This window comes from Massiliimalia timonensis, assembly GCF_900186585.1.
GTDB lineage: Bacteria > Bacillota > Clostridia > Oscillospirales > Ruminococcaceae > Massiliimalia > Massiliimalia timonensis.
On sequence record NZ_FYDD01000003.1, the window covers coordinates 552,988 to 578,409 of the forward strand.

At 47.4% G+C, this 25,422-nt stretch carries 23 protein-coding genes and 1 tRNA gene; 18 read left to right on the forward strand and 6 right to left on the reverse strand.

Annotation, left to right across the window (positions count from 1 at the left end; genetic code table 11):
* Nucleotides 1–20: 20 nt before the first annotated feature.
* From CIB36_RS04675 to CIB36_RS04690, 4 genes are read left to right on the forward strand one after another with little or no spacing between them, the layout of a single operon-like run.
* On the forward strand, nt 21–812 hold the full coding sequence (locus tag CIB36_RS04675) for a beta/alpha barrel domain-containing protein (protein WP_093988377.1): 792 nt from the start codon (nt 21–23) through the stop codon (nt 810–812).
* 47 nt (nt 813–859) lie between these two features.
* Nucleotides 860–2,716: a beta-L-arabinofuranosidase domain-containing protein gene (locus CIB36_RS04680; protein ID WP_093988378.1), complete on the forward strand. Its 1,857-nt coding sequence runs from the start codon at nt 860–862 to the stop codon at nt 2,714–2,716.
* 49 nt (nt 2,717–2,765) lie between these two features.
* A complete protein-coding gene (gene dhaL / locus CIB36_RS04685) occupies nt 2,766–3,398 on the forward strand; it encodes a dihydroxyacetone kinase subunit DhaL (protein ID WP_093988379.1) in 633 nt (210 codons plus the stop codon).
* A gap of 48 nt (nt 3,399–3,446) precedes the next feature.
* Entirely contained in the window at nt 3,447–4,448 is a 1,002-nt protein-coding gene (locus CIB36_RS04690; protein ID WP_158662579.1) for a dihydroxyacetone kinase subunit DhaK, read from the forward strand.
* Between the two features lie 1,306 nt (nt 4,449–5,754).
* Here the strand turns inward: CIB36_RS04690 and CIB36_RS04700 are convergent.
* Nucleotides 5,755–5,830, reverse strand: a tRNA-Gln gene (locus tag CIB36_RS04700).
* Between the two features lie 107 nt (nt 5,831–5,937).
* On the opposite strand from CIB36_RS04700, the gene CIB36_RS04705 reads away from it, so the two are divergent.
* Together CIB36_RS04705 and CIB36_RS04710 are read left to right on the forward strand one after the other, a co-directional pair.
* The gene (locus tag CIB36_RS04705; RefSeq protein ID WP_267872659.1) at nt 5,938–6,330 is read left to right on the forward strand and encodes a sulfite exporter TauE/SafE family protein; all 393 of its coding nucleotides are present in this window, start codon (nt 5,938–5,940) and stop codon (nt 6,328–6,330) included.
* A gap of 106 nt (nt 6,331–6,436) precedes the next feature.
* Complete coding sequence (locus tag CIB36_RS04710) at nt 6,437–6,817, forward strand: sulfite exporter TauE/SafE family protein (RefSeq protein ID WP_093988383.1); 381 nt, start codon at nt 6,437–6,439, stop codon at nt 6,815–6,817.
* A gap of 16 nt (nt 6,818–6,833) precedes the next feature.
* On the opposite strand, the gene dinB is transcribed toward CIB36_RS04710, so the two are convergent.
* Entirely contained in the window at nt 6,834–8,069 is a 1,236-nt protein-coding gene (gene dinB / locus CIB36_RS04715; RefSeq protein WP_093988384.1) for a DNA polymerase IV, read from the reverse strand.
* A 132-nt stretch (nt 8,070–8,201) separates the two neighbouring features.
* On the opposite strand from dinB, the gene CIB36_RS04720 reads away from it, so the two are divergent.
* The 6 genes from CIB36_RS04720 (at nt 8,202) to CIB36_RS04745 (ending at nt 13,577) form a co-directional block, all read left to right on the forward strand.
* Nucleotides 8,202–9,143 (forward strand): D-2-hydroxyacid dehydrogenase, encoded by a 942-nt coding sequence (locus CIB36_RS04720; protein ID WP_093988385.1) that lies wholly within the window; start codon nt 8,202–8,204, stop codon nt 9,141–9,143.
* 16 nt (nt 9,144–9,159) lie between these two features.
* Complete coding sequence (locus CIB36_RS04725; RefSeq protein ID WP_203226428.1) at nt 9,160–9,960, forward strand: Cof-type HAD-IIB family hydrolase; 801 nt, start codon at nt 9,160–9,162, stop codon at nt 9,958–9,960.
* Nucleotides 9,961–9,978: 18 nt separating this feature from the next.
* Nucleotides 9,979–10,704, forward strand: coding sequence for an acyl-[acyl-carrier-protein] thioesterase (locus CIB36_RS04730; RefSeq protein WP_093988387.1), 726 nt, complete (start codon nt 9,979–9,981; stop codon nt 10,702–10,704).
* An 18-nt stretch (nt 10,705–10,722) separates the two neighbouring features.
* Nucleotides 10,723–12,069, forward strand: a complete 1,347-nt coding sequence (locus CIB36_RS04735) for a tagaturonate reductase (RefSeq protein WP_093988388.1) — start codon at nt 10,723–10,725, stop codon at nt 12,067–12,069.
* The gene (locus CIB36_RS04740) at nt 12,069–12,554 is read left to right on the forward strand and encodes a deoxycytidylate deaminase (protein WP_093988389.1); all 486 of its coding nucleotides are present in this window, start codon (nt 12,069–12,071) and stop codon (nt 12,552–12,554) included. Before CIB36_RS04735 ends, CIB36_RS04740 begins: the two co-directional genes overlap by 1 nt.
* A 66-nt stretch (nt 12,555–12,620) precedes the next feature.
* Nucleotides 12,621–13,577: a D-alanyl-D-alanine carboxypeptidase family protein gene (locus CIB36_RS04745; RefSeq protein WP_093988990.1), complete on the forward strand. Its 957-nt coding sequence runs from the start codon at nt 12,621–12,623 to the stop codon at nt 13,575–13,577.
* 92 nt (nt 13,578–13,669) lie between these two features.
* On the opposite strand, the gene CIB36_RS04750 is transcribed toward CIB36_RS04745, so the two are convergent.
* Nucleotides 13,670–14,851 (reverse strand): Card1-like endonuclease domain-containing protein, encoded by a 1,182-nt coding sequence (locus CIB36_RS04750; protein WP_093988390.1) that lies wholly within the window; start codon nt 14,849–14,851, stop codon nt 13,670–13,672.
* Nucleotides 14,852–15,120: 269 nt separating this feature from the next.
* On the opposite strand from CIB36_RS04750, the gene CIB36_RS04755 reads away from it, so the two are divergent.
* Both CIB36_RS04755 and mutY read left to right on the forward strand, forming a co-directional pair.
* Nucleotides 15,121–15,441 carry an MGMT family protein gene (locus tag CIB36_RS04755; RefSeq protein WP_229408191.1) on the forward strand — a complete coding sequence of 107 codons (321 nt, stop codon included), beginning with the start codon at nt 15,121–15,123 and terminating at the stop codon, nt 15,439–15,441.
* A 14-nt stretch (nt 15,442–15,455) separates the two neighbouring features.
* Complete coding sequence (gene mutY / locus CIB36_RS04760; protein ID WP_229408192.1) at nt 15,456–16,511, forward strand: A/G-specific adenine glycosylase; 1,056 nt, start codon at nt 15,456–15,458, stop codon at nt 16,509–16,511.
* An 84-nt stretch (nt 16,512–16,595) separates the two neighbouring features.
* Here mutY and nagA read toward each other — a convergent pair whose 3' ends face one another.
* Nucleotides 16,596–17,714 (reverse strand): N-acetylglucosamine-6-phosphate deacetylase, encoded by a 1,119-nt coding sequence (gene nagA / locus CIB36_RS04765; RefSeq protein WP_093988392.1) that lies wholly within the window; start codon nt 17,712–17,714, stop codon nt 16,596–16,598.
* A gap of 134 nt (nt 17,715–17,848) precedes the next feature.
* On the opposite strand from nagA, the gene spoIIID reads away from it, so the two are divergent.
* Both spoIIID and CIB36_RS04775 read left to right on the forward strand, forming a co-directional pair.
* Complete coding sequence (gene spoIIID, locus CIB36_RS04770; RefSeq protein ID WP_229408193.1) at nt 17,849–18,133, forward strand: sporulation transcriptional regulator SpoIIID; 285 nt, start codon at nt 17,849–17,851, stop codon at nt 18,131–18,133.
* A gap of 187 nt (nt 18,134–18,320) precedes the next feature.
* A complete protein-coding gene (locus CIB36_RS04775) occupies nt 18,321–19,175 on the forward strand; it encodes a class II fructose-bisphosphate aldolase (RefSeq protein ID WP_093988394.1) in 855 nt (284 codons plus the stop codon).
* Here the strand turns inward: CIB36_RS04775 and CIB36_RS04780 are convergent.
* Complete coding sequence (locus CIB36_RS04780; RefSeq protein WP_093988395.1) at nt 19,158–20,060, reverse strand: AraC family transcriptional regulator; 903 nt, start codon at nt 20,058–20,060, stop codon at nt 19,158–19,160. The two genes, CIB36_RS04775 and CIB36_RS04780, sit on opposite strands and share 18 nt — an antisense overlap.
* Before the next feature lie 31 nt (nt 20,061–20,091).
* Here CIB36_RS04780 and CIB36_RS04785 point away from each other — a divergent pair, with 31 nt between their 5' ends.
* Nucleotides 20,092–21,267 (forward strand): carbohydrate kinase family protein, encoded by a 1,176-nt coding sequence (locus CIB36_RS04785; RefSeq protein WP_093988396.1) that lies wholly within the window; start codon nt 20,092–20,094, stop codon nt 21,265–21,267.
* A 22-nt stretch (nt 21,268–21,289) separates the two neighbouring features.
* Nucleotides 21,290–24,145, forward strand: coding sequence for an alpha-mannosidase (locus tag CIB36_RS04790; protein WP_093988397.1), 2,856 nt, complete (start codon nt 21,290–21,292; stop codon nt 24,143–24,145).
* Nucleotides 24,146–24,186: 41 nt separating this feature from the next.
* Here the strand turns inward: CIB36_RS04790 and CIB36_RS04795 are convergent, their stop codons facing one another.
* Entirely contained in the window at nt 24,187–25,380 is a 1,194-nt protein-coding gene (locus CIB36_RS04795) for an ROK family protein (RefSeq protein WP_093988398.1), read from the reverse strand.
* Between the last annotated feature and the right edge of the window lie 42 nt (nt 25,381–25,422).

Sequence of the window (25,422 nt, forward strand, 5' to 3'; positions counted from 1 at the left end):
TACAGTAAGGAAGGGAAACTATGACTTCTCAAATCATACAGAAAACATTAAAGGGAACCTTGTTAAAACGTAAGCAGTTGTTTATCGCGATCGACCACGGACTGTCTTTCCCAATTTTAGAAGGATTAGAAAAACCATTTGACATTTTAAAAGTCATATCGGATCATCCGGAAATAGACGGGCTGATCGCCTCCCTTGGGGTGTTTCGGCAGGCAAAGAAATTAGGGATTGATCTAGCGGATAAAACAAGGCTGGTACTGGTCGATTATGTTGCGCTCAAAGAGAAAGACGGAGTTTCTTATTTAGACCAGAGAGAAATGATCGTTAAGCCGGAAGAGACCGAGATCGTAGCCCCCCACTGTTTTAAAATGTTTTTGAACCTTTATGAAGACGATAAGCAATTATATAGAAATTGCAGGGATGTGGAGCGATTTACCGTTTATGGTGCGAATCACGGTGTAAATACCTTAGCTGAGATCATGTTTTATGGAAACAAGGCGTTTGCCGATCCCGCTACCAGGGAAGCTGAACTGATGCGGGGATGCCGTATTGCTATGGAACTGGGAGCGGATGCTTTGAAAATTCCGTATATCCCCAATTCCAATATAGTGGAAGAGATATCAAACTCATTAAAACTGCCGATCTACATGCTAGGCGGGCAAAAAAACGAGGACAGGGAAGCGTTTAAAAGCCAGCTGCGAGAGATGTCCAAGCAAAAAATCGACGGTTTTATGTTTGGCCGCAATGTTTGGCAGTCTGACGATATGGAAAAGACGATTGAAGAAATTTTAAATATCATCGCGGAAGAATAACCCTTTTTCTTGTAGTTAAAAAATCAATAAAAGGAGTGGTATTGCGAATGAAACAAGCTTATCAGGAATTGATTCAGACAGTGAAGCTGTTACCAGGTACGGCTTATGAAAAAAGAGAACGGGATATACAGTATCTCATGGAGTTAAAGACAGAAAACTTATTGTTCCCGTATTATACTGAAGCTGGCTTGAACGGCAGGCTGAACTATAAACTTACCGATGTACATTGGGGGTGGGATAGCCCGTTGAGCCAGATCAGGGGAACTTTTACCGGCCACTGGCTGAGCGCAGCCGCTAGAATCTATCAGGAAACCTCTAACATGGAATTAAAGGCAAAGGCAGACCATATTGTTGCTGAGATTGCGAGGTGCCAGCAGACGAATGGAGGGGAATGGGCTTTCCCGATCCCGGAAAAATACCTTTATGGCGTTAAAAAAGGACAGCATTTCTGGGCGCCCCAGTATGTCTGCCATAAAACAATGATGGGGCTGCTGGACATGTACCAGTTTGCGGGAAACCAACAGGCGTTGGATATAATTAAAAAATGCGCAGACTGGTTTTTAAGATTTACAGACGACATCAGCCGGGAGACCATGGACATGATGATGGATATTGAAGAAACCGGCGGGATCATGGAGCTGTGGGCGGACCTGTATGCCGTTACAAAAGACCCAAAACATTTGGAACTGATGAAACGGTATGAACGGCCCAAACTTACCACACCGCTTTCCTTGGGAAAAGATGTGCTTACCAACATGCATGCGAATACTACGATTCCGGAAATACATGGCTGCGCGCGGGCATATGAAGTAACAGGAGAAGATCGTTACCGCAAAATTGTAGAAAACTATTGGGATTTTGCCGTGGCGAAACGCGGAACATTTGCAACAGGAGGGCAGACAAACGGAGAAATATGGACGCCTATGCTGAAGCAGTCTGCCCGTTTAAGCGAACTGAACCAAGAGCACTGCACAGTATATAATATGATCCGCTTGGCTGATTACCTGTTTCGTTGGACAGGCGATGCGGTTTATCTGGATTATATTGAGCAGAACATTGAAAACGGCCTGTTTGCACAGGGATTTTGGCAGGCACGCTGCCAGGATACCGTATGTGATCCCGCGGTTCCCGATACTGGGATCGTAGCATATTTTCTGCCGCTGGCGGCTGGTTCACAAAAGAAATGGGGCTCAAAAACAGAAGATTTTTGGTGCTGTCATTGTACATTGGTTCAGGCAAATGCCAGATACCGGGAATTTATCTATTATAAAAATGATACAGAACTGACAGTGGCGCAATATATGCCCTCTGAGTTATGTACAGATTTCCAAGGGACGCAGGTAAAGATCAAACAGACAGATTTTGATTTATGCGGGGACTGCATCGAGATCAAGGACATTGCGATGGCTATTGAGGATAGACCGAATTACAACAAAATGTGTTTTGAGGTTTCGGCAGAAGACCCGGTTGGATTTTCTGTAAAATTCAGGATCCCATGGTGGGCGAAAGGTGATATGCAGATCACGGTGAATGGGGAACCGGTTGCCTATACAGAAGAAAATCATTTTGCCGTTTTGACTAGGAAATGGGAAAATGATACGGTTACAGTTACGATCCCGAAAGGGATCACATGCTGGCCTTTGCCAGACGAAAAGGATACAGTGGCCTTTTTAGATGGTCCGGTTTTGCTGGCTGGTCTGGTTTCGGAGGAGCGGATCTTATTTGGGGACATCAATCAACCGGAAACATTGATTAAACCATATCATGAACGCCAATGGGTGCAATGGATGCCAGCTTATAAAACCGTAAACCAGCAAATGGGATTCTATTTAAAGCCAATAAAAGATATTGGAAAAGAACACTATACGGTATATTTTCCTGTGAAGAATACAGGCAGGCCATAAATAATAAAAAGCAGGTGTCCTGTGTACATAGAAAGGATAGCAGAAAGACATGGAATTAACTGTCAAAGACATTACAAATTTATTTGTGTTCGTAGCTGATACAGTTATAGAAAATGAATCCCATTTATGTGAACTGGATTCTGTCGTTGGAGACGGCGATCATGGCGTTACCATGACGCGTGGCTGGCGCGCTGCAAAAGAAGCTTTGCAAAACTGTGACGGCACGATTTCGGAAAAGTTTACTGCCATGGGACAGGGATTGATGTCCAATATGGGAGGAGCGATCGGTCCGATTTTTGGAACTCTGTTTAAGACCTTTGCCAAAGAAACCGAGGGAAAAGAAACCTTGGATTTAGAAGCGATCATGTTGATGTTCCGGAAAGGGCTGCAAAGGGTGAAGCTGACGGCTGATGTAAAAGAAGGGCAGAAAACATTGATTGACGCATTAAGCCCAGCAGTCAGTTCGTTGGCGAAAAGCTATGTAAATAACTTGGACTTAAAACAGGCTTTTGAAGCCGCTGCCGAATGCGCGGAAAAAGGAGCGCAGTCCACTGTAGATATGATCGCCCAAAAGGGCAGGGCAAGATTTTTAAAGGAAAAGTCACTGGGATACCGAGATGCAGGAGCTTCCTCCATGGCAATTATCATGAAGGCCATGAGTGATTTTTTAAAAACTTTATAATTCCAGAATTTTTTAGTTTAAATCAAAAAGAAAGGTATGACCATAACAATGAAAAAATTGATAAATTGTCCCGAAGAACTGGTAAATGACACGTTGCTGGGATATACTATGGCAAATAAAAACATTGTTGAATTAGTACCAGATTCACATATGGTTGTCCGCAAACAGAAAAAAGAAAAAGGGAAGGTCAAGTTTGTCTTGGGCAATGGCGCGGGGCATGAACCGGCAGTTATTGGTTGGGTTGGGCCCGGAATGCTGGACATGAATGTTGTAGGGGAGGTTTTTACCGCCCCATCCAGTGACAAAATTTTAGAAGCGTTGGAGTATATTGATGATGGAAGCCCTATTTTGCTTGCCGTTCAAAATCATGCCGGAGATGTATTAAATGCCAATTTAGCATATGCGGATGCATTAGAAAAGGGTATCGACGTGCATAAGGTTTTATTTTACGACGATGTTGCCTCTGCCCCTAAGGGAATGGAAGAAGAACGAAGGGGTATGGGCGGAATGCTTTTTTACACCAAAATAGTAGGGGCCTTTTTAGAAACAGGGGGGAATATCGAAGACGCCGTTTCCCTGTTTGAAAAAGTTCGGGACGCGACACGGACATACAGTGTGGCTTTTACAAAATGCACCCATCCAATCACCGGGTTAGATATTATTTCTTTGCCGGAAACGGAAATTGAACTTGGAATGGGCGTGCATGGTGAGGGAGGCGGAGCAAACCGGATCCCAATGCAAAAGTCAAAGGATTTGGCGAAGAAGGTTTGCGATGTCTTGATCGAGGATCTTCCTTATATGCCTGATGATGAAGTGTTGGTATTCATAAATGGATTAGGCTCCACTACAATGATGGAGTTATCCGTATTCTATAAAGACATCGTGGAATATTTAGAATCGAGAAACATCCATGTGTATGATGGATTCTGTGACAGCTGCTTGACCACACAGGAACTAGGTGGTGTATCTGTATCTTTATGCAAAGTCGATGATGAATGCAAAATGCTTTGGAATGCCCCTTGTCAATGCGGGATCCAATGTAAACTATAGCAGATTCCATAAGTGGATTACCGGGTCTTTGGCTATATCATCTATGCTTACGAGATCGAAAAAAGCTTTATATAAAGATTTTAGCTGAATAAAACAAGAGGGTTCTTGGCTCAAAAAGTCAGGAACCCTCTTGTTTATCAGCTAAATTATTTTAGCAGATGGGCGGGCTGCTCGTTCCGTACGATTTCTCTAGGCTTTTAAGAAACAGTGTTTTGAGTATTGTGGCTATCAAAAGAACGGCTATTTTATTGTTGTCCCGGCTGGAGGCAGGTTTGTCGTGGAACGTGAGGTGTTTACACTGATATTTCCCCGGTAAACTTTATGCTGTACTGCTGCATCAAAAAATGTATGTCCGGAAAGCAAAACGAAGCGTTTCCGTCATTAAGAAAAATCGAATGGGCTACAGGGCTAAGCCACACCGCCGTATCACGGGGTTTGAGGTTCCTGAAAGGAGATTTCCTACATAAACAAAATACGCCGCAAATACAAGCGTACAGCAGCGTTCAGGTACAATCGTTATTTACTCTATCTCTGCAATCAAAGAAAAAAGGGCAGAAAAAAAGTACGTTCTGCCAAACGTACTTTTCCAAAGAAATATACAATGCAGGATATATTAACTAACTATCTTAACCTTAAGATAGCACATGCTTTTACATCTGTCAAATGTTTTATATGTCTTTGGAGTTGATTTTCATCTGGTATATATTTTGAGCAACATCTATTAGACCTACAAGCTAAAGCAGGACAGAAAGAAATAGGATATATCTTTTAGTTTATAGAGCAATATAGATATATTATGGATAAAATTCATATAGTTTATTGATGTTTCCAGAATTAAATATCGCAGCAAAATATTGTTGTCAGCTTATCAAAATTGTAATAAAATCGCCCCATTAGCTGTAGGCTAATGGGGCGACCATCTACACGAATTGAAACGTACTAGTAATACGTTCTAAACACTAACGGGGTTAATTCACTGAATGTATTTATGATATATTCAGTGATAGGGATAACTGTCAAGGGCTTGAACGTATTCTGTGAGAGATAACGTTCAGGCCCTTGTTTTTGGCTTCCTTTGCAGAAAGGAGGATTGAAACTTGACAAATAACATGCCAAAGCAACAAGGCTTTTGATGTGCGCACATCCTGTGAAAAGGTCATACCCCCGGATAGCAAACAGAATAATTGCCATGATACCGCCAGCAAAAGAAATAGGGGAAATACGCCGTATCTTAACCTGACCGGATACAAGCATACTATTAAAATGATAAAGCCTATCCAATTATTGGATAGGCTTTATCATTTATTGGCTGGGGTAAAAGGATTCGAACCTTTGGAATGGCGGAGTCAGAGTCCGCTGCCTTACCGCTTGGCTATACCCCAATGTTTAATTTTTAGGCTTGCCTGTTTCCTTAACAGCAAGATATATTATATCAGTGAAAATTTGATTTGTCAATACATTTTTTATAATTTTTCAAAAATAATCCATAATAAGAAAAAAGAGAAAAGCTGAGGACAAAGTTATGAAGATGAAAAAATGGGGCAGCGCCATATTAGGGATCATATCCGGTGCTTTAAATGGGTTGTTTGGCGCCGGGGGCGGCGTGGCAGTAGTGCCTATGCTGGAACAGATGGAAATCGAACCGCAGAAAGCCCACGCCACCTCCGTAGCAATTATCCTTCCATTAAGCGCTGCGACCGCGATTTTATATTTTATGCGAGGGATTCAGGTGGATGGTTCCATGCTTTTATGGTTGATTCCCAGCGGGATCGTGGGGGCACTGATCGGTGCGAAACTCTTAAAGACCATAGATCAGGACCTGCTTAGAAGAATATTTGGGGCTGTGATTATTTATTCCGGAATTCGTCATTTATTAGGGTAAGTTATGTGATTTTCGTTACAAGAACAGTGACGCGGTTTTGTAAGAAAAACCGACGCAAAGTACACAAGAAAGGAATGCTTTTGAATACGAAAGCGATAGTCATACGATGAATAACATTTTTTTGATTCTTGCCGGGCTGTTATCCGGGATATGTGCCTCGATGGGGCTGGGGGGCGGTTTTGTACTGCTGGTGTATTTGACGATGTTTACCCAGTTGTCCCAGTTGGAATCACAGCTGACAAATTTGGTTTTCTTTTTACCGATTGCCGCTATTTCCATCCTGCTTCACTTGAAAAACCGTTTGATCGAGAAGAAGGTCCTGTGGAAAGCAATTATTACCGGAGTAGCCGGGGTAATCGTCGGCTATTTGATTTCCAGATATTTACCAGAGGAGTGGATCTCTAAATTATTTGGTGCATTTATTTTGTGGATCGGGGCAAGAGAGTTATTCCATAAAAAAGCAGACAAACAGGCACAAAAAGGATAGGGTGGACTGATATATGCTATTCTTTTCTAGAATAGTTTGATTTCGATGAACGGTCTACACCAATGTCGTTCTTCAAAATAACTGCTTGCTGCACAGAATTGACGCCATATTTCTGCCGTATTTTGTCAATCGTTTGTTCCAGCTCCTGCTGTTTTTGGTGATCAGATGCTTGCTGCGGTGCGAACAGGCTGATTTGAAAACCGCAGTCCTCTTCTGTTAGCTGGATCGCAGTAAGCCCCAGCATCCGGATCGGCTTCTCTGGGCTCCAGCAGGAGGACAGCAGGGACAAGGCTTGTTGTCCCAATTCTTTGGCGAGGTCGGTCGGATTTTCCAGTTGTGTTTGCCGGGAGATGGATTTTAACTGCGGGTCTTTAATAATGATCTGCACACCGCGGCATTTTAGCCCGTGTTTTCTTAAGCGCATAGCCACGCTGTCTGCTAGGGCGAGGATCCCGACCTTGAAATCCTCTGTTCCAGTCAGGTTGCGGCGGAAGGTGATGTGGTTTCCGATTGATTTAACTTCCGGCTGGTCGTCAAAACGGCGTACCGGGCTGCTATCCAGACCATTGGCATATTCCCAAATATTTTCTCCCAGCTTTCCTAAGACCCCGGAAAGCTGGGCTTTATTGCAGCTCGCCAAATCCCCTATGGTGCGGATGCTGAATTTTTTCAAGGTTTTATTGACAGCGTTCCCTACATAAAGCAGCTGATCGACTGGTAAAGGGTAAAGAAGCTGCTGAAAGTTTTCCCGGGAAATAACCGTTGTTGCATCCGGCTTTTTGTAGTCGCTTCCCAATTTGGCAAAAATTTTATTAAAACTCACCCCGACGGAGATGGTCAGCCCGGTTTCACGGCGGATCCGCTCTCTAAGGGTGTTGGCGATCGTCCTGCCGTCGCCGAAAAGGCGACGGCTACCAGTAACGTCCAGCCACGATTCGTCGATTCCAAAAGGCTCCACAAGGTCAGTGTATTCCAGATAAATTTGATTGACCAGCTTGGAGTAGCGGAGATATTCTTCCCGGTGGGGCGGAACAAGGGTCAGATCGGGACACTTTTGTTTGGCCTGCCAGATCGTTTCCGCAGTCAGGACCCCTTGACGCTTGGCAAGCTCGTTCTTTGCCAGAATGATTCCGTGACGGTTGTCCGGGCTGCCGCAGACTGCCATGGGAACTTCTTTCAGTTTTGGATTGTGCACACATTCTACAGAAGCATAAAAGCCATTGCAGTCACAGTGTAAGATGGTACGGTCCATGGTATTCCTTCCTTAATTATTTCTTATCTTTATGATACCCAAAATCTTAAAATACTGCAAGGAAAATTGTAAATAAAAGGGCTTTATGATATAATAAATCCTGAAAGAAAATATTTTGGGAGGGGCAGTTACATGGAACAGCAGATCTTAGTTTTGTTCCCAATACAGGAGCATCAAAAGCAGATTTTGAAACAAAAAGCGCCGGAGGCGGTATTTCGTTTTACCAGTCCGGAGGCTGTTTCGCAGGAGGAAATGGAAAACGCTCAGATCATTTTGGGAAATCCTGATCCGGAAAAGCTTCGATCTGCGAAAAAATTGAAGTGGGTACAGTTAAACAGCGCCGGATATGACAATTATGTAAAAGCAGGCGTACTTCCGCAGGACGTGGTGCTGACCAATGCCAGCGGAGCATATGGGCTGGCGATCTCTGAATACATGATCTGTGCGGCATTGATGCTGATGAAAAAGATGCCGTTTTATTTTGAGGAACAGAAGAACCGCCGTTGGAGCGACGCGGGGATGGTGCGTTCCATTTACGGCGCGAATGTTTTAGTAGTAGGCTTGGGCGATATTGGCGGGGGATTTTCAAAGCGTGCCGCCGCAATGGGAGCGCATGTTACCGGGTTAAAACGAAGCCTTTCCGTCAAACCGGATCATGTTGAACAGATCGATTTGATTTCAAACCTGGATACGCTTCTTCCGCAGGCGGACATTGTGGCGTTAAGCCTGCCGTCAACGCCGGAAACCTACCATTTGATCAACAGGGAACGCCTGTCCCATATGAAACCAGGCGCGATCCTCCTTAATGTAGGGAGGGGGACTGCTGTGGACAGCGAGGCGCTTTGCGACGCTTTGGAACAAGGAAATTTGGGCGGCGCTTACTTAGATGTGACCGACCCGGAACCGCTGCCGGAGAATGACCGTTTGTGGGGTACTGAGGGCGTGATCTTAACGCCTCACATCACCGGCGGTTTTCACTTGGCAGAAACACTGGAACGGATCGTGAAGATCAGTGCGGAGAACTTGGAGGCATTCCTTTCCGGAGCGCCTATGAAAAACGTGGTAAATCGGTAAAGGAGAAAGAAGACAGATGAAATTTAAACTGCTGGCCTTAGATATTGACGGAACACTGACCAACAGCGAAAAAAAGATCACCCCAAAAACAAAAGAAGTGCTGGAGCAGATTCAGCGTGCAGGGGTCAAGGTGATATTGGCTTCTGGCAGGCCCTTGGCCGGGCTGATTGGGATTGCAGAGGAACTGAAGCTAAAAGAATACGGGGGATATTTACTTTGCTTTAACGGGGGTCGGATCGTGGATTACCGTACGCAGGAAGCGATCTGTGATTTTACCCTGCCTCAGGAACAGCTTGGAAAGCTGGCAGATCTAGCAAAGGAATACAACATTGCGCTGATGTCCTATGAAGGGGATGACGTGATCACCGAGTCCCCGGAGGATCCATACATACAATATGAGGCGCGGATCAATGGATTAGGTCTGCGTAAGATTGAAAATTTCAGGGAATATGTGACATTCCCTGTCAACAAGTGTTTGATGATGGCTGACGGCGATTATTTGGGTGAGGTAGAGCCCAAAATTGCCGGGCGGATGCCGGAATTGATGATGTACCGTTCGGAGCCGTTTTTTTTAGAGGTAGTTCCAAGAGGGGTCGACAAGGCTAGTTCTTTGGATTTGATGCTCAAAAGGCTGGGGTACAGCCGGGAGGAGCTGGCTTGCTGCGGGGATGGGTTTAACGACCTTTCTATGATCCGGTTTGCCGGCTTTGGCGTCGCCATGGCAAATGCACAGGCACCGGTAAAAGAGGCGGCTGATTTTGTGACCCGTTCTAACGATGAAGACGGCATAGCATACATGATCGAAAAATTTTTTTAGAAGAAGCGAGGTCTTTTTGTGATACAGCATTATGAAAAAGAGATCGCAGTCAATCAATTTGAATGCGATTTTCAAAACCGAATGAAAGCCGGCTCTCTGATGCGGCAGGTGGAGCAGGTAAGTATGGACAACTGCACCGCTATCGGGGTGGACGCGGCGCTTTATGACCGCACCCACACGGCCTTTTTGCTGGCAAAGCTTTCTTTGATCTTTTACCGGGATATTACCGTGGGGGAGCTGTTAAAGCTGGACACGACCGCGGCGCTTCCTGTGCGTGCGGTCTATAACCGCTACACCTCTGTGCTGGATCAAAACGGGAACGAAGCCGCAGGGATCGACACCCGCTGGGTATTGGTAGACACACAGTCACGCCGTATTCTGCGCAGGCCGCCGGAGGAATTTCAGCTTCCCTTTGTGGACAAGACGGCAAAGGAGCTTGATTTTTCGATCGAGGCTGTACCGGAAACGGAATCGGTGGGAATTGTTTGCGCGGAATATTCCCGGGTCGATATTAACCGGCATTTAAACAACGCGGAATATGCGGATCTCATTTTGAATCACTTGCCGCTGGAAGAATTGGAACATACTTCAGTAGAACGTTTGGTTATTTATTATCATAACGAGCTTCCTATGGGTGAAACGATGGAATTGTTCCGGGCAAAGACAACGCAAAACAGCTATTATTTTTATGGGATCCGACAGGACGAAAAGAAGTGCTTTGAAGCGCAGGTCACTTTGAAATAAAGAAAAGAGGGAAGCCAAATGAGCAGGGAACGGATCATTCAGTTTGGAACAGGGCGTTTGCTGCGGGGATTTGTGGACTGTTTTGTAGACAGCTTAAATCGCCGTGGCCTGTATGATGGGAAAATCGTCGTGGTGCAGTCAACAGGCGGGCATACTTGGAAGGATATTAATGACCAGCATGGAAAATATCACTTGGTGTTGCGCGGAATCGAAAACGGACAGCCTGTGGAAGAATGCCGTGCGGTGGAATCAATATCCCGCGCACTGGAGATAAACGGACAGTTTGACGAGTTTTTGCAGCTGGCGGAAAATCCCGATATGCAGGTGATCGTTTCTAACACGACTGAGGTGGGTATTCAATATGATGCGGCTGACCGTGCTACAGACGCCCCGCCAAGCTCGTTTCCTGCAAAGCTGTGCCGGCTTTTGTACCGCCGGTATGAATGCGGCCTGCCGGGATTTTTGATTTTCCCCTGCGAGCTGATCGACTCCAATGCCCAAGTGTTGAAAGGGATCGTGTGCCGTTATGCTGAGGAATGGGGCTATGGACAAGACTTTTTAAACTGGCTGGAGCAGGAAAACAAGTTCTGCAATACCCTGGTAGACCGGATCTGTACCGGATTTCCCAAAGAGGAAGAAGCCCGTTGGCAGGAGAAGATCGGCGAAAAGGATAAGCTGCTGAATGTGGCGGAGCCGTTCCACCTGTGGGCGATCGAGGGGGATTATGAAGCGTTGCTGCCGTTTTGCACGGCGGGCTGCAACGTTGTGTGGACAACGGACATCACCCCATATAAAAAACGCAAGGTGCGGATTTTAAACGGCGGGCACACCTCCATGGTATTGGGCGCCAGCCTTCTGGGGCTGGAAAACGTGCTGGAGTGTATGCGGCATGAGCAGGTACATGCGTTGTTTCGGCACTGTATCTGGGAAGAAATCGTGCCTGCTTTGGGCGGCGGTACGGAGGAAGAAAGCTTTGCCCGTGCAGTGGAGGAGCGGTTTTCCAACCCGTATCTCTGCCATCATCTTTCTGATATCGCGGTCAATTCGGTCAGCAAGTTTAAAGTGCGGATCCTGCCGACGATACTGGAATACCGGGAGCAGTTCGGCGCCTTGCCGGATGGCCTGTGTTTTTCGCTGGCAGCGCTTTTGGCCTATTATCGTTTAAAGGAGCCGAAGGATAAGCCGGAATATATCCGGACTCTGAAAGAAAAGGCGTTGCGGGAGATCCTTTCCGACCAGGCTGTTTGGGGGCGCGACCTGTCATTTTTAATGGAAAAGGTTTCCCCCTATTATGAAAGGATGCTGGCAGGAAGAACAGAAGAAGCATACCAGATGATTTTGAAAGACAAAGGAGGCATACTTTGATGAAGCGCAGGGATTATATTTGCTGGGATGAATATTTTATGGGAGTCGCTATGCTGGCGGCAAAACGGAGCAAAGACCCCAACACACAGGTCGGCGCCTGCATTGTGAGTCAGGACAATATTATTTTGTCCACCGGGTATAATGGGTTCCCGGTCGGCTGTTCTGACGATGATTACCCTTGGGATAGGGAAGGGGAACAGACAAAGTATCCCTTTGTTGTACATGCAGAATTAAATGCGATCTTAAACACACGCGGCAAGTCTTTGGAAAATGCCAAAATCTATGTAGCGCTGTTCCCATGCAACGAATGTGCAAAAGCGATCATCCAGTCGGGGATTCGGGAAGTGGTTTACCTGTCTGATAAGTATGCCCATACTGATGGAACGCTTGCCTCCAAGCGGATGATGGATTCGGCGGGTGTAAAGTATCGTCGCTTTACACCATCGGTTGACACGATAACCTTGGATTTTCGGGTAGAACAATAAATGGTCAGCCAAAAAGGCGGAGAAATGATTTCTGCACATTTTTTAGAACACGTTGCGGGAGGAACTATGAAACAGAACCGTCAAAAGAAAAAAACAAGGCATGTTATCGCTTTTTTATTCCTTGCAGTGATGATATTAGGGGGAGCCTTTGCATTTTGGCTAGCAAGGCCTGAAAATGTCCAGACTATCAAAAGCCAAATTTCCGCCTTTTTGTTTGGGGATTTAAAAGAGGGGTACTATAATGCGAAATCACTGGTTTTAGTAGACCGTTCCGATGACAGCATCTTTATTTCTAAAAGGGAAACGGAACAACATCTCCCAGCCAGCTTGGCAAAGCTGTTTGTGGTCGAGTATGCATCAACGATCGCTGATTTGACAGATACTGTGTTTGCAGATCCCGAGGCGATCGCTTCGATCAAACCGAATTCTTCTGTTGCAAATTTGGAAGCGAAAAACTATTCTTTACAGAATTTGTTTGCCGCCATGCTGGTCCCTTCCGGCAATGACGCCGCCTATGTGGTTGCAGATTACTGCGGGGGGATTTTATCGCCAGAGGCGAAAACCTGTCAGGAACGGATCAGTGTTTTTATGGACAGCTTGAACCAGCATTTGCAGGAATTGGGTTATCATGATACCGTTTTATATGATCCCAGCGGATTTGATACAGACGCCCGTACTACGGCGCTGGATATGAAGTCGGTCGTAGACCGTCTGCTGGAGCATGACTGGTTTCGGGAAATCATCTCACAAAGCACTTACACTGCAAAACTGCCCGATGGAAGCACCCAAACTTGGAAAAATACAAATACATTCCTTGACCCGGAGTCGGAATATTATCATGAAAATGTCATTGGGGTCAAAACCGGTTCGTTATCTGGGGACTATAATTTGGTGGTGCTGTATCAGCAGCATGGAAAAGAATTTTTGATTTGCAGCTTTGGCTCGGAATCGGACTCTGCCCGTTACGACGACGTGGATTCCATCATCAAAACGATCGATGAATCTAATTATTTGTCACAGTAAAGAGAAGCTGTAAGATGATTTGAAATTTTTTCTATAAAGGCTTTTGGCTTTTCATCTAAAAAATACCGCCTGAAAAATTCAGGCGGTATTTTTTAGACCTTTTTCATGTAAAACTGGTTTTGTGCGATGTCGATCAGCTTTTGCGGGAATTGCTTGGTGAATAATTCCTCTTCTTCTAAAATAGATACCCCCATATCTGCCGCACGGCGGTAGGTAGCCGGGGCGATCTCTGAAAGCGGGGTAGAGGTAACGAGCACCGCCTTTGCAAATGAACCGCCGAACCGTTCGGCCAGCAGTTTGATTTCATTTAAAGCATGGGTAGAGGGAACACCGGTCTTGCAGGACACAAAGACAGAGGTGAGGTCATGTACCAGCAGGACGTCGATCTCATTGGTGGTGTCGCGGGGGTCACGGTCGCTGCCGTCCCAGTCAATGACCACGCTGACCTGTACATCGTCAAAAAATTCAGTTTGGTGGGCGCACAGGCCGGTATAAAATTCCAGCCAGATGCCGGCGTCGTTTAAAAACCGGCGGAGATATTCATTTTTAAAGGTGAAGGATACCATTTTTCCCTGATGGGAAACATCTTTTAAAATGCCGCGCTCGCCCAAAGCATACAGGATTGGCAGGCTGCATTCTGCCGCGACCTTACCCTGTAGATGAATGGGAACACGGAAAGAGAGCTCTTCTCCAGTCAGCTGCTGAAAATAGGTGGTTTGGGCACCCCACTTTTGCCGAAAACGCTTGTAAATATCCCAAACGGACAATATATCAGTCTTCATTTCTTCGGAATAATACGGCTCCTGAAAATGCCCATGCCGCATCATAGAGCCGCCCGCAATGGTTAAAATGTCCCGGACTGTCAATTTTGGGGATGGAATATCGTTTAAGGGCTCACCGGTGAAAACATGGATAAACCGGTTGTTGCGGGTGTCAAAATAAAAGGCGGGAATTTGTTTTTCCCGGCAGAACGCGCCAGCCGCCAGTAAGGGGATCTCCTTACCGCCGGTGACCTCAAAGGCACAGCCGGGATGGCTTTGATAGATCCGCTCAAAGGAGGATAAAATATCCTGATAATCATTGTTCCGATAATGATAAAAGGAAATTTTGGTTTCCAGTTTTCTTTGCGCGACAAAACGCCGGATACTCTCTTTACGGTATTCCCGCATGATCCTTTTATCTCCGAGAAAAATGACGTGTTCCGGATTCATCATGAGCATTCCCAAAACATTTTCAAGGGGCTCCCGGTCAAACAATTCGATCAGGGTCTTCATCAAAAATCCCCTCCTTTCTCCTTTATTTTACCATTATCTTAGGTAATTGTAAATTTGTTTTTTTAGGACAAGTGTGGTATCATAACGTTAAACGGGTCGTTTAACGTCACAAAACGGCTGTCAGAACGAGGTTCTTTCCTGCCTTGGGGCACCGCCGTTTTTATCCCGGCAGGCTTGCGGGGAATGATAACGGGGAAAAGGGGCGTATCACGTTTGGTATGCAGTTATTGTGTGACAAAGCCGGCGGTTCATACGATAGGAGTATTGTGATGAAGCAAAATAGTTTCGCTCGAATCTATGAGATCGTGAAAAAAATCCCAAAGGGAAAAGTGGCAACCTACGGACAGATCGCCCTTATGGCAGGAAACCCGCGCTGGTCCCGGGTGGTGGGATATGCCCTTCATGTGAATCCTGACCCGGACCGGATACCGTGTTTTCGGGTCGTGAACCGCTTTGGCGAAGTGTCGTCCGCGTTTGCTTTTGGTGGGGAAAACCGTCAAATAGGCCTGCTCCGGCAGGAGGGCGTCACGTTTCTGGAAGAAGGACGGGTCGATTTAAAGAAACATCAATGGGATGGAATCTCAGAGTAAGGAATATAAATGATATGAATGATCAATTAAAACAGATCGTAGCGCCCTTGTTGGAATGGTACCGCCGATGTGCTAGGGAGCTTTCCTGGAGAAGCGATCCCACGCCTTACCGGGTATGGGTATCGGAAATCATGCTGCAGCAAACGAGGGTAGAGGCGGTAAAGCCTTATTACGAACGGTTTATGGAGCAACTTCCAACGGTTCAGGCGCTTGCCGAAGCGGAAGAGGAAAAGCTGCTAAAGCTGTGGGAAGGGCTGGGATATTACAGCCGTGTGCGGAATTTGCAGAAAGCCGCAAAGGTCGTGATGGAAACATACGGCGGGGAACTGCCCGCAGAGTTTGAGGAACTCCGTTCGCTTCCGGGGATTGGTGAGTATACGGCGGGGGCGATCGCTTCTATTGCATTTGGAAAGCCAGTCCCGGCGGTAGACGGAAATGTGCTGCGGGTTTTATCACGCGTTACGGAAAGCCGACGGGACATTTTAAACAGCAAAGTGAAAAAAGAATTTTCTGAACAGCTTCGGGAGATCTACCCGGCGGACTGCGCCGGGGATTTTACCCAGGCCTTGATGGAGCTTGGCGCGATGGTATGCGTGCCGAATGGCGTCCCGTTGTGTGAACAGTGTCCTTTATCCCACTGCTGTCAGGCTTTTTTGCACCAGACGATGTTGGAATTGCCGGTAAAGGCAGAAAAAAAGCCTCGAAAACTGGAGGAAAAAACAGTTTTTGTGGCATTAGACCCGCAAAACAGGATAGCAGTTCAAAAACGCCCTGATACGGGGCTTCTGGCAGGCTTATGGGAATTCCCAAACGCGGAGGGAGCGCTGACCCGGGAACAAGCGGCAGAATACTGGAAAAATCTTGGCGTTTGCCCCAGTTCCATACAAAAACTGCGGGCTGCAAAACATATTTTTACCCATGTGGAGTGGAAAATGAGCGGATATTTGGTTCGTCTTCCACAGTCTGCGGATCAGTTTGTATGGGTCACCAAAGAAGAATTGCATGGTCAATATGCTGTTCCCAATGCCTATAAGGCGTTTTTAAAGGTGCTCGCCGAGGTTTTGGGATGACAATACGATCACATTTTTATAGTTACGCAGAGATATAGTAATAAAAAACAGGGAAGCAATTTGCTTCCCTGTTTTTTTATGGTATTACTTTACCAGCTTCCCTGCCTGATATACATGCTCCAGTTGATAATCGGGCTGAACTAACAGCAGATCAGCATATTTTCCCGGTTCAATACTGCCGTATTCCTGATCGGCTCCGATTGATTTTGCCGGGATCAAGGAAGCGGAAAGGATCGCCTGTTCCGCCGGAACGCCAAAGCGAATGGCATTGCACATCCCCTGGTACACGTTTGTGACCGAGCCTGCGATCGTTCCGTCAGCTAGGGCGGCTTTCCGTCCGGTTACAGTTACGGTAAGCCCTCCAAGTTCATAGGTACCGTCTGTTAGGCCGCAGGCACACATAGAATCGGAGATGATCGCCAATTTAGGCGCACAGGCCCGGAAGATGAGCCGGATCACGGACGGATGGATATGGATCCCGTCACAAATCAGTTCTGCAAAGACATCCCGGTCACCCAAGGCGCCGACTAAGCCCGGATCGCGGTGATGCAGGCCGTTCATCGCGTTAAAAAGATGGGTGATATGGTCCGCGCCGCGGTCAAAAGCCTCGATCGCCTGATCATAGGTGCAGGGCGTATGCGCCAGTGAGATGGTTTTTTCTTGGTGATAACGCTCGATCACCTGGTCTGCTCCCGCTAAAGTGGGGTCGATGTCAATGATGCGCAGAAGCCCCCCGGAAAGCTTGTCCAACTCGTCCAGCAGTTCAAGATCCGGCGGGATCAAAAATCGTTCGTCGTGCGCGCCCTTCTTAGCAGGGTTCAGGAACGGCCCCTCCAGATTGATTCCCAGCATTCTGCTGCCGCTTGGGGAAAGGGAATTGACCTGAGCGAGATTGGTTACCGCACGTTTGCAGCCCTCGGGAGACATGGTAATGGTGGTGGGGCAAACAGAGGTGATCCCCCACGACTGGTAATACTGCAGCATCTTTTCCATTTCCTGCGGCTGGGCTGTAGAAAAATCCGATCCCATACAGCCATGGCTGTGTATATCCACAAGTCCGGGAAGCAATAGCTTTCCTGTGCAGTCGATCGTTTCGGTTCCTTCCAAATGGGCCGCTGCTTCTGTGATTTTTCCATTTTCGACCCGCACATCTATTTGCCGGAACTGGCTCTGATAAAATACCGTACCGTGTTGGAATAACATAATAAGACCCCCTATTTTAGATTTCTACGTTTATTATACACCTTTTTGCAGTAAAATCCCATAGATTTCCTCATAAGTACCGCGATTTGTGCATAGGATAGTACAAACTATAATGAATGACGAGGGGAGATCACTTGAGAAAGCAGGCTGAATTTTTAGAAGACAGATGTTTGAAATTAGGGGAATATATTTTAGAACATAAAGGAACTGTCCGCAGCACTGCCAAGGCGTTTCGGATCAGCAAAAGCACGGTACATAAGGACATTACCTCCCGTTTGCCAGCTTTGAACCACAGCCTTTATGTGGAAGTAAAAAAGATTTTAGATCAGAATAAGCAGGAACGTCATATCCGCGGCGGACTGGCGACCCGCGAAAAGTACCGGAAACTGGAAGAACAGCATTGCATGGAAAAACATTAAAATAAACGGACCTATCCGCCTTAGTAGGCGATAGGCCCGTTTATTTTTTGGTAGAAATATTTTTAAGAAAAAGCAGAATTGTCATATAAAAAAAGCGGATTTGCAATATCCATAAAAACCGGCGGTATTATAATAAAAGTAATTATTAAACTTTTTTTATTAATTAAAACCAGACGGGAGGGTCAAGATGTTAGTTACCTTAAAAGAAGTATTAGGAGATGCACAAAAGCAGGGATATGCGGTAGGGTTGTTCAATACGGTGAATTTGGAAATGGCCAAAGCGGTTATTTCAGCAGCGGAAGAAAGCAGGTCCCCGGTCATTGTGGGGTCTGCGGAAATTTTGCTGGGACACTGTGATATTCCGCAGCTGGCAGATATTTTGCTTCCGATGATCCAAAAAAGCCCGGTCCCGATCGTTTTGCACTATGACCACGGCCTGACCTATGACCGGGTGATCCAGGCTTTACGATGCGGTTTTTCTTCTGTGATGTACGACTGCTCCGGCTGCTCTTTGGAAGAGAATTTGAAAAATTGCCGGGAGATGGCATCCATCGCCCATGCGTTTGGCGCCTCGATCGAAGCGGAGCTGGGGCATGTGGGAAGCGGGGCGGCCGGAAGCAAGGAGTCTGCCGGCGGAGAAGACCATTCCGTTTACACACAGCCTGACCAGGCGAAGGAATTTGTGGAATATACAAAAGTGGATGCATTGGCGGTAGCGATCGGAACTGCGCACGGGCCTTACCTAAAAACGCCAAAGCTTGATTTACAGCGTCTGGAGGAGATACGCCGTACCATTGACACCCCACTGGTGCTTCATGGCGGTTCGGGGTTGAGTGATCAGGATTTCCGTAACTGTATTGAACGCGGGATCGCGAAGATCAATATTTTTACTGATATTGACCAGGCCGGCTGCCGGGGCGCACGCAGGGCAATGGAGGCTGGAGCCGCCTGCCTGACAGACCTGATACCTGAAATAACAGCGGAGATCCAGGCGACTGTACGCCATAAGATGGAACTGTTTGGTTCAGTGGGCAAGGCCTGAGGAGTAGAGAAGGTCCTCTGCCAGCTTTTGCGCGCGGGATAAGGAAAGAGGCTGGGCCGAATGTTCTGAAAAACCCGCTGTATAAAGGTAAGGATTTCCCAAGCGGCGCAGAGATTGCCGGAACTGCTGCGGGGTGCAGTGGTAGCGCCGCTGAAATTCCCGGTTAAAGTACCGGTAATCCGAAAATCCGCTTGCAAAGCAGGTCTCGGAAAGGCTTTTTTGCTCCTGGGTCAGGATCATACGGCAGGCATGTTCCATCCGAAGGCGGCAGACATATTCCTGAACAGAGATCCCCGTTTCCCTTTTAAAGGAATGCGAAAGGTAGGAGGAGGAAAGCCCTATTTGTTCCGCCATTGCCTGAATAGAGAACTTTTGGCTGTAATGGCTGTGGCAATATTGTAGCACCTGGTACAGGCGGTCGGTATATTTTTTGATGCTTTTTTCGGATACCGGGAAGTTTTGAAGCAGTTGGAAAAACAACTGGCAGATATAACTGCTGCAAATAAGCTCCCATCCCACTCCCTTTTTTAAGGCAGAAAGCGCTGCAAGCAGGAGGAACTGTTTTACCTGTGTATCCTGAAGCAGTACCGGGGCAGAAAGAAGCTGTGTGCAAAGGGCGGGATAGGAGCCGTAAAAAAATTCCGGATGGACGCGCAGGCTTACTACCTCGCATTGCTCATTAACCCTTTGCAGGCGAAACGGGGTATGCGGCTGAAAAAGCAGGATCTCTCCGGCTTGGCAAAGGAATTGTTTTTTATCGGAATGGACCGAAATCGCGCCGGACAGCACCGCAAAAAATGCAAAATTCTGGTTAAATACCTGTTTTTGGGCAGTCAGGTTTAAAAATTCAATTTGACAGTTCATTTCAAAGGGATGTCTGGCCATAAAAATTCTCCTAACAGAAAGGCGGTTTGGAATGAAACAGAAGAAAAAAATAATCGTATGCGGGCATATCTGCCTGGATATTACCCCTGTGTTTGGAAAGCAAAGATGTGAAAGCCTGTCGGAGCTGCTGTCCCCGGGAAAACTGGTGCATATGCAGGGCGCGGATGTTCATGTGGGCGGCTGTGTGGCAAATACCGGTTTGGCGATAAAACGCCTTGGCGGAGAGGTTTCACTGATGGGAAAGGTAGGGAATGACGCCTTTGGCAGGCTGGTGCTCTCCTTCTTGGACGGGGAATCAAAAAAGCATATGCTGGTATCCGAGGATTCCGCTACCTCTTATTCCGTAGTGCTGGCGCCGGAGGGAATTGACCGGATCTTTTTGCATGATCCGGGTGCCAACGATACTTTTTCAAGCGAAGATCTGGATTTTGACAAGATCCGAGAGGCAGACCTATTCCATTTTGGATACCCGCCGTTAATGAAGCGGATGTACTGCAATAACGGGCAGGAACTGGCAGAACTTTTGGAAAGGGTCTATCAGATGGGTGTTTCGGTATCTTTGGATATGGCTGCGATCGACGCCGCGTCAGATGCGGCCGAAGAGGACTGGAAAGCGATCTTGAAACGGGTTTTGCCGTATGTGGATTATTTTGTTCCCAGCGCAGAAGAACTGGCCTTTATGATAGACCGGGAATTATACCGTCAGTGGGAAGAAAAAACGGCCGGAAAAGAATTGATCCAGGGGATCGATCTGGAAAAGGATTTGACCAGATTGTCCGACCAGCTGCTTCAGATGGGGGCTAAGGTGATCTTGATCAAATGCGGGGCAAAGGGACTTTACCTGCGCACTGCAAAAGGCGCGATGCTTAGTACCATGGGTCGCGGTGCGCCGGAGCAAATAGAGCGCTGGGCCGATTTGGAACTATTTGAAGAGTGCTTTTTGCCGGAGCAGGTGCGTTCTGGAACAGGCGCGGGGGACACGACCATCGCCGCCTTTTTGACTGCGGTGATGGAAGGCAGAACATGGAACCAGAGCATGAAGCTGGCAGCCGGAACAGGCGCCTGCTGTGTAGAAGCGTTTGACGCTTTAAGCGGGCTGCGCAGCTTTGAAGAATTAGAGGAAAAAATGGAAAGGGGATGGAAAAAGCAGCCGGTGGAACTGTTATCATGGGAATATTCTACGGCAGATAAGTGCTGGAAAAAATAACATAGGAAAAGGGGAGAATAAGATGAACGTCATTCAAAAGTATCAGTTTTTATTGGAAAAAACCAATCACAGCTATTGGGAGAAAAGGATTTTATCCCAGATCGCATTTATGTTAAAGGTATCGGAAGTAAAGGAACATCGCTTCGACGAGGTGCTGGAACAGGGATTAGACCAGCTGACGGCAGCTTTGGAAAAGGAGGGAGTTATTTCATACCAAGCTGCCCGGAAAGTAGAGGAGGAGCTTTCTGTTCTTTCGCCGGAAGCAAAAAAATATAAAGTCATCTGCACGGCGCACGCCCACATTGATATGAACTGGATGTGGGGATTCCAGGAAACGGTCGCCGTTACCATCGACACGTTCCGCACCATGCTGAAATTATTAAAGGAATACCCGGAATTTACCTTTTCCCAGTCACAGGCGTCTACATACCGTATCATCGAGCAGTATTATCCTGAAATGCTGCCGGAAATAAAACAACGGATCCACGAGGGCAGATGGGAGGTAACAGCCTCTACCTGGGTGGAATGTGACAAGAATATGCCGAACGGGGAATCTTTGAGCCGTCAGGTCCTATATACTAAGAAATATCTGTCCAAGCTCCTAGAGATCCCGGAAGAAAGCATGGAGCTTGATTTTGAGCCGGATACCTTTGGACACAGCGCCAACGTTCCGGAAATTTTAACGAATGGGAATGTCAAATATCTTTACCACTGCCGCGGATATATGGGGCACCATGTTTACCGCTGGAAAGCGCCCTCCGGTGCAGAGGTGCTGGCTTACCGGGAGCCCTACTGGTACAATGCGGACATTGAATATGACATGTTGCTCAATGTACCGGAATTCTGTCAGAAGCACAATATTGATATTATGCTAAAGGTTTACGGTGTCGGTGACCATGGAGGCGGGCCGACCCGCCGCGACATTGAAATCCTGCGGGACATGGCTTCGTGGCCGCTTCAGCCTAAGCTGGAATTTGGCACCTACCATCAATTTTTCCATGAATTGGAACAATATGCGGACCGTCTGCCGGTGGTGGAGCAGGAATTGAATTTCGTCTTCAGCGGCTGCTACACGGCGCAGTCACGGATCAAAATGGCAAACCGCTTAGGGGAAGACCGTTTGTATGACGCAGAGATGCTTTGCACCTTGGCCGGGCTCAAAGAAAACAGCAACCGTTTCACTGAAAGGTTCCAAAGCGCATGGGAAAAGCATCTGTTTGACCAGTTCCATGACATTATCCCTGGTTCCGGCGTTTTGGAAACCCGGGAACATGCGCTGGGCAACTTCCAGGAAATTATGGCCTATGCAAACAGCAACGCCAATCAGGCAATGTATACGCTGATGGAACGGATCGACACCTCCGGCATCGTGACCGGAGAAGACCCGCTGACCCGCAGCGAGGGCGCGGGAGTTGGGTTTAACGTCAGCGACGCTGATCCAAGCTCTACCGGGCACATCAGCGAAGCGGATTCCGGTTTGATCCGGCGCTGTCAGTACAAATTCCCGCAGGCAGAACGCGGAAACGGAAAGGTACGGATCCTTCATGCCTTCAACACGACCCAATACGACCGCAAAGAAGTCGTGGAATTTGTGATTTGGGACTGGAATGGAAAAGAGGAATTGCTGGCCTTTGAAGATATCCATGGGAACCGCATCCCGGTGCAAATTTTAGAAAATCAGGAATGGTACTGGATGCACCATTACATTAAATTTGTGGCGGAGATCGAAGTGCCGGCATTTGGATACTGCACCTATGTGGTAAAGGAAGCGCAGCCTCAGCGCATTGTGGTGCCTGACTTCGTAGAGCCGCGGATTGACGTCGTCACTTCCGATAATCTGGTTCTGGAAAACGAACACCTGCGCGCGGAATTTGAACAGAGCACCATGCAGCTGGTTTCGCTAGTCAACAAGGCTGACGGAACTGAAATGCTCTCTAAACCGGCAGGGTATTTTCAGTATGCGCTGGAAACCACCCACGAATCCTATATTGCATGGCGAATCGGGCGGTTCATGCAGATCGTCAACCTGAATGAAGTATATCCGGTGTGTATCAACACAGTTTCCAAAGGCGAACTGGTGCAGACCATCCAGTATGACCTGACCTTTATGCAGTCAAAGCTTTCTGTTGCGGTCAGCTTGGAAAAGAACAGCAAAATGCTGAAGTTCTTTGCCTCTGCCGACTGGACGGAAACCGGGGATAAGCAAAAAGGAATGCCGAACCTGAGCTTTATGGTGCCGGTGGGTTATCAGGCAAACAAATTTACTTATGACATACCGGGTGGAATGATCGTCCGTCCGGCGATCGGTCATGATGTACCGGGCAACAGCCTGATCCATGCAGTGAACCCGGTCGGGCCGAGCCTTGCCTTGATCACTGACAACAAGTATGGTTACCGCGGCACAGAAAACACTATGGCGGTGACCTTGCTGCACACCTCCTATGAACCGGACCGTTATCCGGAATTTGGGATCCATGACACTACCATAGCCCTTGCCGTGACCCAGACGGGAAGTGATAACGAACTTTTGGAACTCAGCAGCCAGATCGCGCATCCAGTCCACACCCTCTCCAATACTTCCCACGCAGGGGATCTTCCGCTGGAGGACAGCTTCCTGACCGTAGAGGGAAATGTGAAAGTATCCGCAGTCAAGATGCCGGAGGACAAAACGCAAAATCAGGTTATCCTGCGCTTTTATCACACAGGGGAGGAGGCTACAGATGCGGCCTTCCATTTTGCGGGATACCGTGTAAAATCCGCCCAGACTACAGACCTTTTGGAGCATCCAAAAGAAGAACTGCCGGTCGACGGCGATACTGTTACTGTTACGGTACAGCCTGACACGATGCGGACAATCTGTGTGACACTGGAGCAATAGATCCTAAAAATCCGTGATCCTATATGGGATCACGGATTTTTTTATTCGTTGGCACGCAGGGAAATCTCTCCGCTGAATACCCGCTGAAACAGGATCGCTCCGGCGCCGACCAGTGGGGCGCGGGTGCCAAAGCTGCTGGGAACCACCCGGATGTCCCGCGAACCATGGTGGAACATGTGGGTATTCATATACGCTTCGATGCTCGGGAGCATCGGCGTAAGGAAGGGGAGCATTTGATCCCCGACTATGATCAGTTCCGGGTCGAACAGGTTTGCAATAGTAACGAAGGCCTTTTCTACCGCTTTCTGATATTCCCGCATATTTTCAGCGATCAGCTCCGGCACGGGATTTGAGGAAAGCTTTTGACGCAGCTCTTTCAGGGAAGACAGCCCGCATTTTTTTAACAGGCTTGCCATTCGGGTATACAGCTCCAGACAGCCACGTTGCCCGCAGGAACAGTATTCGCCGCTGGGGTCGATCGAGATGTGGCCTAGTTCGCCGGCGAACCCTCCGTTTCCGTGCAGGATTTTTCCGTTTGCAATGATCCCGGACCCTACGCCCGTGCCGATACCGATATATACCAGATCGTTTAGCCCTTTTCCAATTCCATAAAGCTGTTCGGCCATAGCGATCCCGTTCATATCGTTGTCCAAAAAGACCCGGTACGGAAATGCGTTTTCCAGAACAGCGCCTAGGTCAAGATTGCTGATCCGGCAAAAGTTTGGCGGAGCGAGCAGCTTCTTCTTTTGGATGTCTAACGGCCCAATGGAGGCGATCCCGATCCCTACAAAATTCATATCGGGATTGACTGCAAGAATCCGTGTTATCATAGCCCGAAGAGAATCAGAAATAAACTGGTTGTCCGCATCCTCGGGGATCTCTTGGCAAAGATGGCAGAATATCTGCCCATTGATCTCAATCGCAAGGCAGTGAAGCTGATAACGGGTGATCCAGACTGCAATGCCATTGATGCTGTTTGGCACTAATGCCAGCGCGGTCGGCCTGCGGCCCGAGGAGGTGGCTTTCCCATTTTTTAAGGGAACTGAGCCCACCTCTGTGATCAGGTGCTCCTCTATCATTTCGGACACGATATTGCTGACAGCCATTTTGGAAAGACCCAGTTGGGAAGAAAGCTCGATCCGGCTGACAGTTTCCTGTGTAGCAAGACGCTTAATGATCGCGGCGCGGTTGGCATTTCGCAAAAACTGCATGTTTTTCACCTTATGCGAATCCATTTTGACACCTTCTTTCTTTACACATAAAAGCACTATATATTA

Coding starts and splice junctions, on each gene's coding strand:
- CIB36_RS04675 (WP_093988377.1), top strand. CDS start 21: ATGACTTCTCAAATCATACAGAAAACATTAAAGGGAACCTTGTTAAAA.
- CIB36_RS04680 (WP_093988378.1), top strand. CDS start 860: ATGAAACAAGCTTATCAGGAATTGATTCAGACAGTGAAGCTGTTACCA.
- dhaL (WP_093988379.1), top strand. CDS start 2,766: ATGGAATTAACTGTCAAAGACATTACAAATTTATTTGTGTTCGTAGCT.
- CIB36_RS04690 (WP_158662579.1), top strand. CDS start 3,447: ATGAAAAAATTGATAAATTGTCCCGAAGAACTGGTAAATGACACGTTG.
- CIB36_RS04710 (WP_093988383.1), top strand. CDS start 6,437: ATGAATAACATTTTTTTGATTCTTGCCGGGCTGTTATCCGGGATATGT.
- dinB (WP_093988384.1), bottom strand. CDS start 8,069: ATGGACCGTACCATCTTACACTGTGACTGCAATGGCTTTTATGCTTCT.
- CIB36_RS04720 (WP_093988385.1), top strand. CDS start 8,202: ATGGAACAGCAGATCTTAGTTTTGTTCCCAATACAGGAGCATCAAAAG.
- CIB36_RS04725 (WP_203226428.1), top strand. CDS start 9,160: ATGAAATTTAAACTGCTGGCCTTAGATATTGACGGAACACTGACCAAC.
- CIB36_RS04735 (WP_093988388.1), top strand. CDS start 10,723: ATGAGCAGGGAACGGATCATTCAGTTTGGAACAGGGCGTTTGCTGCGG.
- CIB36_RS04740 (WP_093988389.1), top strand. CDS start 12,069: ATGAAGCGCAGGGATTATATTTGCTGGGATGAATATTTTATGGGAGTC.
- CIB36_RS04745 (WP_093988990.1), top strand. CDS start 12,621: ATGAAACAGAACCGTCAAAAGAAAAAAACAAGGCATGTTATCGCTTTT.
- CIB36_RS04750 (WP_093988390.1), bottom strand. CDS start 14,851: ATGAAGACCCTGATCGAATTGTTTGACCGGGAGCCCCTTGAAAATGTT.
- CIB36_RS04755 (WP_229408191.1), top strand. CDS start 15,121: ATGAAGCAAAATAGTTTCGCTCGAATCTATGAGATCGTGAAAAAAATC.
- mutY (WP_229408192.1), top strand. CDS start 15,456: ATGAATGATCAATTAAAACAGATCGTAGCGCCCTTGTTGGAATGGTAC.
- nagA (WP_093988392.1), bottom strand. CDS start 17,714: ATGTTATTCCAACACGGTACGGTATTTTATCAGAGCCAGTTCCGGCAA.
- CIB36_RS04775 (WP_093988394.1), top strand. CDS start 18,321: ATGTTAGTTACCTTAAAAGAAGTATTAGGAGATGCACAAAAGCAGGGA.
- CIB36_RS04780 (WP_093988395.1), bottom strand. CDS start 20,060: ATGGCCAGACATCCCTTTGAAATGAACTGTCAAATTGAATTTTTAAAC.
- CIB36_RS04785 (WP_093988396.1), top strand. CDS start 20,092: ATGAAACAGAAGAAAAAAATAATCGTATGCGGGCATATCTGCCTGGAT.
- CIB36_RS04790 (WP_093988397.1), top strand. CDS start 21,290: ATGAACGTCATTCAAAAGTATCAGTTTTTATTGGAAAAAACCAATCAC.
- CIB36_RS04795 (WP_093988398.1), bottom strand. CDS start 25,380: ATGGATTCGCATAAGGTGAAAAACATGCAGTTTTTGCGAAATGCCAAC.